The sequence below is a fragment of the Streptomyces sp. H39-C1 genome, from assembly GCF_027158125.1.
Taxonomy (GTDB): Bacteria; Actinomycetota; Actinomycetes; order Streptomycetales; family Streptomycetaceae; genus Actinacidiphila; species Actinacidiphila fildesensis.
In genome coordinates, this window is record NZ_JAPVLS010000052.1 from 60,554 (window position 1) to 68,923 (window position 8,370).

Annotated in this window: 9 protein-coding genes; 8 read left to right on the top strand and 1 reads right to left on the bottom strand. The window is 72.6% G+C overall.

The window, feature by feature from the left end; genetic code table 11:
* The gene (locus O3W51_RS29660; RefSeq protein ID WP_138356617.1) at window positions 1-1,023 is read left to right on the top strand and encodes an ABC transporter ATP-binding protein; all 1,023 of its coding nucleotides are present in this window, start codon (window positions 1-3) and stop codon (window positions 1,021-1,023) included.
* Window positions 1,024-1,029: 6 nt separating this feature from the next.
* Here the strand turns inward: O3W51_RS29660 and O3W51_RS29665 are convergent, their stop codons facing one another.
* Window positions 1,030-2,172, bottom strand: coding sequence for an aminotransferase class V-fold PLP-dependent enzyme (locus O3W51_RS29665; protein WP_198357315.1), 1,143 nt, complete (start codon window positions 2,170-2,172; stop codon window positions 1,030-1,032).
* A gap of 140 nt (window positions 2,173-2,312) precedes the next feature.
* On the opposite strand from O3W51_RS29665, the gene O3W51_RS29670 reads away from it, so the two are divergent.
* The 7 genes from O3W51_RS29670 to O3W51_RS29700 all read left to right on the top strand — a co-directional run.
* Window positions 2,313-3,659 (top strand): DUF445 domain-containing protein, encoded by a 1,347-nt coding sequence (locus tag O3W51_RS29670; protein WP_138356619.1) that lies wholly within the window; start codon window positions 2,313-2,315, stop codon window positions 3,657-3,659.
* 60 nt (window positions 3,660-3,719) lie between these two features.
* The gene (locus O3W51_RS29675; protein WP_138356620.1) at window positions 3,720-4,538 is read left to right on the top strand and encodes a class E sortase; all 819 of its coding nucleotides are present in this window, start codon (window positions 3,720-3,722) and stop codon (window positions 4,536-4,538) included.
* 29 nt (window positions 4,539-4,567) lie between these two features.
* A complete protein-coding gene (locus O3W51_RS29680) occupies window positions 4,568-4,765 on the top strand; it encodes a DUF3311 domain-containing protein (RefSeq protein WP_244809195.1) in 198 nt (65 codons plus the stop codon).
* Complete coding sequence (locus O3W51_RS29685; RefSeq protein WP_138356621.1) at window positions 4,762-6,240, top strand: sodium:solute symporter family protein; 1,479 nt, start codon at window positions 4,762-4,764, stop codon at window positions 6,238-6,240. Before O3W51_RS29680 ends, O3W51_RS29685 begins: the two co-directional genes overlap by 4 nt.
* A 48-nt stretch (window positions 6,241-6,288) precedes the next feature.
* Window positions 6,289-6,597, top strand: a complete 309-nt coding sequence (locus O3W51_RS29690; RefSeq protein WP_138356622.1) for a DUF6412 domain-containing protein — start codon at window positions 6,289-6,291, stop codon at window positions 6,595-6,597.
* A 99-nt stretch (window positions 6,598-6,696) separates the two neighbouring features.
* Window positions 6,697-7,428, top strand: coding sequence for a YidC/Oxa1 family membrane protein insertase (locus O3W51_RS29695; RefSeq protein ID WP_269287753.1), 732 nt, complete (start codon window positions 6,697-6,699; stop codon window positions 7,426-7,428).
* An 83-nt stretch (window positions 7,429-7,511) separates the two neighbouring features.
* On the top strand, window positions 7,512-8,370 hold an 859-nt coding region (locus O3W51_RS29700), incomplete at its 3' end, for a fumarylacetoacetate hydrolase family protein (protein ID WP_269287754.1).

Below are 8,370 nucleotides of genomic sequence, written 5' to 3' on the forward strand. Positions count from 1 at the left end.
ATGGTGGGGACAGTGGACGGCAACGGCGCGCACATCGAACTCGACGCGGTGGAGAAGGTCTTCGACGTCCGCCGCAAGGCCGGGCGGTGGCGGCGGGAGCGGCATCAGGTGCGGGCGGTCGACGGGATCTCGTTCTCGGTGCCGCGCGGCGAGATGGTCGGGTACATCGGGCCGAACGGGGCCGGGAAGTCCACCACCATCAAGATGCTGACGGGCATCCTGATGCCCAGCGGCGGGCGGGTGCGGGTCGCGGGGATCGACCCGTCGCGGGACCGGACGAAGCTGGCGCGGCGGATCGGTGTGGTCTTCGGGCAGCGCACCACCCTGTGGTGGGACCTGCCACTGAAGGACTCGTACCAGCTGGTGCGGCGCCTGTACCGGATCGAGGACGGGCGGTACGCGAAGAACCTCGCGCGCTGCGTCGACCTCCTCGACCTCGGCCCGCTGCTGGACGTGCCGGTGCGCCAGCTGTCGCTGGGGCAGCGGATGCGCGGTGACATCGCGGCGGCGCTGCTGCACGATCCGGAGGTGCTGTACCTGGACGAGCCGACCATCGGCCTCGACGTGGTCAGCAAGGCGAAGGTGCGGGAGTTCCTGCGGACGGTCAACGCCGAGCAGGGCACGACCGTGCTGCTGACCACGCACGATCTGACGGACATCGAGCAGCTCTGCGAGCGGGTGATGGTCATCGACCACGGGCGGCTGATGTACGACGGCGGGCTGAGCGGGCTGCACGCGGTGGGGGAGAGCGAGCGCACGCTCGTCGTCGACTTCGAACGGGAGCTGCCGGCGGTGGTGGTGGCGGGCGCGCGCTGTGTGAAGGTCGAGGGGCCGCGCCAGTGGCTGGCGTTCCCCGCGGCGGCCAGCGCGGCTCCGCTGGTCGCCGAGCTGGCGGCGCGTTATCCGCTGGTGGACCTGTCGGTGCGGGAGCCGGCGATCGAGGACGTCATCGCGCGGATGTACTCGTCGTCGCCGGTGCCGGCCCAGACAGCGGTCCCGGCGGCGGGACGTTCGGCGCGGTGAGGACGTTCAGCGCAGTGAGGCGAGGGCCGCGTGCACGCGGTCGACGGCGGCCAGCGGGGTCGAGGCGTGCGCCGACAGGCGCAGGGAGTCCGCGCGGACCGTCGGGGTGACCTCGTACCCGTGCAGCGCCTTGGCGACGAGCCGCGGATCGGTTCCGGGGATGCGGAAGGAGACGATGCCGGCGCGCTGCTCCGGGGCGACGGGGGACAGCACCTCGCCGCCGCAGGCCAGAACGGTGTCGATGAGTTGGGCCACCCGGGTGGTGATGTGCTCCTCGATGGCGGGCACCCCGGACCGTTCGACGAGTTCCAGGGCGGCGGCGAAGGCGGCCGCGGTGACGGGGCTCAGGTTGGTGATGCTCCACCGCTGGGCGCCGGCGGCGGGCGGGTGCTCGCGGTCGTCGAAGAGGCCCGCGTCCTCGACGCCGGTCCAGCCGGTGAGGACGGGCTCCAGCCGCTCCAGCGCCCGGTCGGACAGCGCGGCGAAACCGGTGCCCCAGCCGGCCCGCAGCCACTTCTGGCCGCCGGTGACGACGACGTCCGCGGCCTGCCAGGGCAGGTCGGCGACGCCGAAGCCCTGGATGGCGTCCACGACGAGCAGCCGGTCGCCGATCACCTCGCGGATCGCGGCCAGGTCGGCGCGGTGGCCGGTGCGGAAGTCCACGGCGCTCAGCGCAACGGCCACCACGTCACCGGCGCCGGGTCCGGTGAGGGCGTCGCGGACGGTGTCGGGGGTGATCAGGCCCCGCTGGTCGGGCTCCAGCAGGCGCGGTACGGCCCTGCCGAGCTCCGCGGCACGCTGCCACGGGTACCGGTTGGAGGGGAATTCCCCGGACGGGACGAGCACGGTGCCGCCGGTGATGCCGAAGGCGGCGTGGAACAGTCCGGTGGACGTGTTCGGCAGCAGCACGATGTGGCCGGGGTCGGTCCCGGCCAGCCGGGCGGCGGCCTCCCGGGCCCGGGGCTCGGCGCGCATCAGGGCGTCCACCGTGCTGTGGGTGGCACGGGCGGAGTCGGCCAGCGCCTGCGCGGTGGCGTCCAGGACGTCGCGGGACGGCGGGCCGTAGCGGGCGAAGTCCAGGTACCCCTCGGGCTCCTCGAAGTGTCCGGCGTAGCCGGGCAGCCCTCCGGTCCTGTCCTGCGCTGTCATGGCGGCTCGCTCCCTCGGTGCGGGGTCCCCGGACGGCGTTCGCGGCCGTCCGCCGTTCCTGGCGTGACTTCCCGGGACGCGGGGAACCTGTTGTTCGTTCCCAGGTTGGCAGTGGCGGTGACAATACGCGGGTGGAGCGGATGGAAGCAGCGGTAGTGAGCGATCCAGGCGGCGGTCCCGACGACGGTCCACGCGGCGGTCCACCGGCCGGTCCGGGTACGGCGCCGAGCGCGGCGGAGGCCGCCGACGCGGGGCGGCGTCGCGGGGTCCGCCGGATGAAGGTGATCGCGACCGGGCTGCTGCTCGCCGCGACGGTCGTCTACGCCTTGGCGAAGTGGGCGGACTCGGCCGGCGCCGGTCCCTGGGCGGGGTACGTCGCGGCCGCCGCGGAGGCGGGCATGGTCGGTGCGATGGCGGACTGGTTCGCCGTCACGGCGCTGTTCCGCCGCCCGCTGGGACTGCCGATCCCGCACACCGCGATCATCCCGACGAAGAAGGACGCCCTCGGCCACAGCCTGGGCGATTTCGTCGGCGAGAACTTCCTGTCGGCCGACGTCGTCAGGACCCGGCTGCGGGCCGTCGGCATCGGCTCACGGCTCGGCACCTGGCTCGCCGACCCCGAGCACGCCGACAAGGTGACGGAGCAGGCCGCGGCGGCGCTGCGCGGGGTGCTGAAGGTGCTGCGGGACTCCGACGTCCAGGCGGTGGTCGGTGAGGCGATCACCCGGCGCGCGGAGGGTCAGGAGGTGGCGCCGGGCGTCGGCAGGATGCTGGAGCGGGTCGTCGCGGACGGTGGCCACCGCCGGGTGGTCGACCTGGTCTGTGTGCGGGCGCACGACTGGCTGGTGGAGCACGGCGACTCGGTGATGGACGCGGTGCAGGGCGGCGCGCCGGGGTGGACGCCCCGGTTCGTGGACCGCAAGGTCGGCGAGCGGGTCTACAAGGAACTGGTGCGCTTCACCGCCGAGATGCGCGACATGCCGGACCACCCGGCGCGCGGGGCGGTGGACCGGTTCCTCGGGGACTTCGCCGTCGAGCTGCAGTCCGACCCGGACACCCGTGAGCGCGTCGAGCGGCTGAAGAAGGACCTGCTGGCGCGCGGCGAGGTGCAGGATCTGATCGAGTCGGCCTGGACCGCGGTCCGCGGCATGGTCGTGGCCGCCGCCGAGGACGAGCGCAGCGAGCTGCGGCTGCGGACCCGCGCGTCGCTGCTGTCGCTGGGCGCCCGGATGGCGACCGACCCCGCCCTGCAGGCGAAGGTGGACGGCTGGCTGGAGGACGCCGCCACGTATGTGGTGACGACCTACCGGGACGAGATCACCTCCCTGATCACCGAGACGGTGGCGGGCTGGGACGCCGACCAGACGTCCCGCAAGATCGAGGCGCATGTGGGGCGTGACCTGCAGTTCATCCGGATCAACGGCACGGTCGTCGGAGCGCTGGCGGGGCTCGCCATCTACTCGGCGTCCCGGCTCTTCGCCGGCTAGGAACGTTCCGCCGGACAGGCCCCTGTCCGGCGGGCCGGGAACGGCCGTATCGTCACCCGTATGACGGTGCGTCAGAAGTCCAGGCCGGTCCGGGTCGTCGTCCAGGGCCAGGGGCGGCTGCTGCGGCGCGGCGGCGCGCGGCGCACTCCGCTGGGGCGGACGCTGTGGGGCGCCGCCGAACTCGCCGTGACGTTCGGGGTCGTCGTGCTGCTGCTGGTGGCGCACCAGTTGTGGTGGACGAACCTGCGGGCGCACGAGTCCGCGCGGCGCGAGGTCGCGGCGCTGGAACAGCAGTGGAACGCGGCCCCCGCACCGGCTCCCGCATCCGACCCGGCGCAGGCTCCCGGCGATACGCCGACGATGGATACATCCGATGAAACGGCGTCCGCCGGGCCCTCGCAGCGGGAGGTGACGGCACCGGAACGGGACGATCTGGCCTACGCCGTGATCCGCATCCCCGCGATCGGGGTGACCGCCCCGGTCGCCCAGGGCATCAGCAAGTCCGCCATCCTCAACCATGGCTACGTCGGCCACTACCCGCAGACCGCCCAGCCCGGCCAGGCCGGGAACTTCGCCGTCGCCGGGCACCGCAACACCCACGGAGAGCCGTTCCGCTACATCAACCGGCTGCGGGCCGGCGACACGGTCACCGTCGAGACGGCCACCGGCCGCTTCGTCTACGTCGTGGAGAAGACCGTGCCGCAGACGAATCCCTCCGACGGGTCCGTGATCGCCCCGGTGCCGTTCAGCTCCGTGCACCCGGACGCCCGGATGACCGGCGCCGGCGCGTACATCACGCTCACCACCTGCACACCCGAATACACCTCCAAGTACCGGCTGGTGGTGTGGGGGCGGCTGAAGTCGGCGCGGGCGCGCTAGGGTCGGGCCGCGTGTCCAAGGTGCCCAGGGTGTTCCGAGGCCGACGCCATCTGCTGTGGCTGCTCGTGCCGTACGTGCTGTACCTCGGCGCGCTGCCGCTGGTGAATCGGGTGCACCCCGTGGTGTTCGGGATTCCCTTCCTCTTCTTCTGGATGCTGGCCGCCACGCTGGCCACCCCGCTCGCGGTGTGGCTGGCCTACCGCGGCGACCGGCGGAGGCGTACGTGAACGCCGCGGTCGCCACCTCGGTCTTCGGCGTTTTCATGGTGGCGACCGTCGCACTGGGGCTGCTCGCCGTCCGCGGGCGCGGCTCGCAGGGCGGCCTCACCGAGTGGTCGGTGGGCGGCCGCAGCCTCGGCCCGGTCTTCATCTGGGTGCTGATGGCCGGTGAGAGCTACACCAGCTTCAGCTACCTGGGCGCGGCCGGCTGGGGCTACAACTTCGGCGCGCCCGTGCTCTACGTCCTGGCGTACCTGTCGTGCGGCTACGCGGTCGGCTACGTCGTCGGCCCCATGCTGTGGGCCTACGCGCGCCGCCACGACCTGGTCGGCATCACCGACATGATCGCCCACCGCTACGCCAGCCCACGGCTCGGCGCGCTCGTCGCCGTCCTCGCCACCGTCTGCCTGCTGCCGTACATCCAGCTGCAGATCACCGGCATGGGCGTCGTCGTCTCGACGATCTCCTACGGGGCGATCAGCCTCTACTGGGCGTACTTCCTCGGCTTCGCCGTCACCACCGGATTCGTCGTGGTCAGCGGGCTGCGCGGCAGCGCCTGGGTGTCGGTCCTCAAGGACGTCCTCGTCATCGGGACCCTCGGCTTCCTCGCCTGCTACGTCCCCTTCCACTACTTCGGCGGCTACGGCGAGCTGTTCCGGCGGCTGACCGAGGAGAAGGCGCAGTGGCTGACGTTCCCCGGGCACACGTCCGGCGGTCTCGGCGAGAGCTGGTTCATCACCACGAGCCTGCTCAACTCGCTCACCGTGGTGATCTTCCCGACGACGGTCGCCGGCTATCTCAGCGCGCGCGACGCGGACGCGCTGCGCCGCAACGCCATCGCGCTGCCCTTCTACCAGGTGCTCCTCCTCGTCCCGATCCTGCTGGGCATGGCGGCGCTGTTCGTCGTGCCGGGCCTGACCGGCGCCGGCTCCAACCTCGCCCTGTTCCAGCTGATCACCGACTCGCTGCCGGCCTGGGCCGTCGGGATCATCGGAGTGGCCGCGGCCCTGTCGTCCATCGTGCCCATGGCGGTGTTCATGCTCGTCATCGGCACCATGTGGGGCCGCAGCGTGCTCGGCGCGGTCCCGCGGCTGGCCGGCCGGCAGAAGCTGTGGTCGCAGGTGGTCGTGGTGGCCGCCGGCTCGCTCGCGCTGCTGCTGACGTACACCCTCCCCAACACCCTGGTGCGGCTGTCGCTGATCTCCTACGAGGGCATGGCGCAGCTCGTCCCGATGCTGCTGCTCGGCCTGCTGTGGCGCCGGCTGACCCTCGCGGGCGCGCTCAGCGGGCTGCTGGCGGGGGGTGCGGTCGTGTGCTGGCTCGTCTTCACCGACCGCGATCCCCTGTGGGGCGTGAACGCGGGGCTGCTCGCGCTCGCCCTGAACGTGGCCGTCGCCCTCGCCGTGACGTACGCCCTGCCCGCGCCGGCCGACACACGGCCGGACGACGAGGTCCTCGCGCAGGAGGCACTGCCCGCCGCCTAGACCGTGGGGCTACCATCGGAATCCGGACCGACTGGAGGAGGCGAGCTCGTGCGACGTGACACCGCCGCGTTCCGCCTCTTCGTGGGCGCGCTCTTCCTCGCCCTGTCCGGGGTGCTGCTGACCCAGACCGGCCTGGTGTCCAGCGCGGCCGCCGCCGCGACCACGGTCGCCGCCGCACTGCTGTGCCGCGCCTTCGTCGTCACCGCCGCCTGGCCCGGGCCCGTGGTGCCCGGCCGGATCCGGACCGCGATCCGGGACCGCGAACGCCGTACCGCCTTCCTCGTACAGCGCGATCCCGATGCCTCGGGCCGACCGCGCCCCCGAGCGCCCGGCCGTCTCGTCCCGACGGCCGCGTAGGCGCTACCGCACCGGTACCCACCGGTTCCCGCTGCGCCCCGCGCGGCTCGTCACGCCGACTTCTTCCGGCCCGACGAGACCCCGTGGAGGGCTCACCCCATGTCCGTATTCGCTCATTTCGTCATGTCCGTCGCCTCGCTGCTCGGCCCGCTCCTGGGCGCTTCGGCGACCGCGGCCGCCATCGTCGCGATCACCGTCGCCGTCCGCCTGGCCCTCCATCCGCTGGCGCGGGCCGCCGCCCGCGGTGAGAAGGCGCGGGCCGCCCTGGCGCCGCGGGTGGCCGAACTGAACCGCAAGCACAAGAAGAACCCGGAACGGCTCCGGAAGGCACTCGCCGACCTCTACGCGAAGGAGGGCGCCTCGCCGTTCGCCGGCTTCGTCCCGATGCTCGTGCAGCTGCCGGTCTTCTTCCTCCTGTACCGAGTCTTCTCCTCCTCGGGCGGCGACCTTCTCGACCACACCCTCTTCGGCGCACCCCTCGGCGGCCGGTGGAAGGACGCACTCGCCGACGGCGGGGTGGCCGGGCCGCACGGCGCCGTCTTCCTCGGGCTCTTCGCGGTGATCGCGGCCGTCGCGGGCTGGACGTATCTGCGGGCCCGGAAGGCCGCCGCGACCGCTGCCATGCCCGCGGCACCCGGTGCCGCTCCCGGCGCCGCCGCGATGGCGAAGATCCTTCCGCTGCTCTCCTTCGGCACCCTGCTGACCGCCGCCTACGTCCCGCTGGCGGCCGGGCTGTATCTGGCCACCACCACCGCCTGGAGCGCCGCGGAACGCGCCTGGCTGCAGCGTGCCCCACATGTGGCACTGAATGCCGCGAAGTCCACTTCGTGAAAGGGGGTTGCGTGACGGCCGCGACTACTTGGAGGATCTGCCAAGACATCCGATGACCACCCTCGCCCAACAGGAGTACGTCTGTGAAACTGCTGCGTGTCGGACCCGCCGGAGCGGAAGCTCCGGCCCTGCTGGACGGCGACGGAATCCTGCGCGACCTGTCCGGCGTCGTGCCCGACATCGACGGCGCCCTCCTCGCCGACGATGCCGCGCTCGCGCGGATAGCCGCGGCCGCGGCGGACGGATCCCTGCCCCGGCTGGACGCCGCCCTGCGCGTCGGCCCGCCGCTCGCCCGCATCGGCAAGATCGTCTGCATCGGTCTCAACTACCACGACCACGCGGCGGAGACCGGCGCAGCGATCCCGGCCGAGCCGATCGTCTTCATGAAGGCCCCGGACACGGTCGTCGGTCCCGACGACACCGTCCTGGTGCCGCGCGGCAGCGTGAAGACCGACTGGGAGGTCGAGCTCGCCATCGTCATCGGCCGCGAGCTCCGGTACGCCGCGTCCCACGAGGAAGCGCTGGCCGCGGTGGCCGGCTACGCCCTCTCCCACGACGTCTCGGAGCGCGAGTTCCAGATCGAGCGCGGCGGCCAGTGGGACAAGGGCAAGAACTGCGAGACCTTCAACCCCATCGGCCCCTGGTTCGTCACCGCCGACGAAGTCCCCGACCCCCAGGCCCTGGGCCTGCGCCTCTGGGTCAACGGCGAACCGAAGCAGGCCGGTTCCACCGCGGACCAGATCTTCCCGGTGGCAGAGGTCGTCCGCTACCTGAGCCAGTTCATGGCGCTGTACCCGGGCGACGTGATCAACACGGGGACACCGGCGGGGGTGGCGATGGGCCAGCCGGATCCCAAGCCGTATTTGAGGGCGGGGGATGTGGTGGAACTTCAGATCGACCGAGTGTGCCGCCAACGCCTGGTCCTGGCGGACGCGAACCGCC

Excerpts from the sequence above, each read along its gene's own strand:
- O3W51_RS29660 (WP_138356617.1), top strand. The coding sequence starts at position 1 with ATGGTGGGGACAGTGGACGGCAACGGCGCGCACATCGAACTCGACGCG.
- O3W51_RS29665 (WP_198357315.1), bottom strand. The coding sequence starts at position 2,172 with ATGACAGCGCAGGACAGGACCGGAGGGCTGCCCGGCTACGCCGGACAC.
- O3W51_RS29670 (WP_138356619.1), top strand. The coding sequence starts at position 2,313 with ATGGAAGCAGCGGTAGTGAGCGATCCAGGCGGCGGTCCCGACGACGGT.
- O3W51_RS29675 (WP_138356620.1), top strand. The coding sequence starts at position 3,720 with ATGACGGTGCGTCAGAAGTCCAGGCCGGTCCGGGTCGTCGTCCAGGGC.
- O3W51_RS29695 (WP_269287753.1), top strand. The coding sequence starts at position 6,697 with ATGTCCGTATTCGCTCATTTCGTCATGTCCGTCGCCTCGCTGCTCGGC.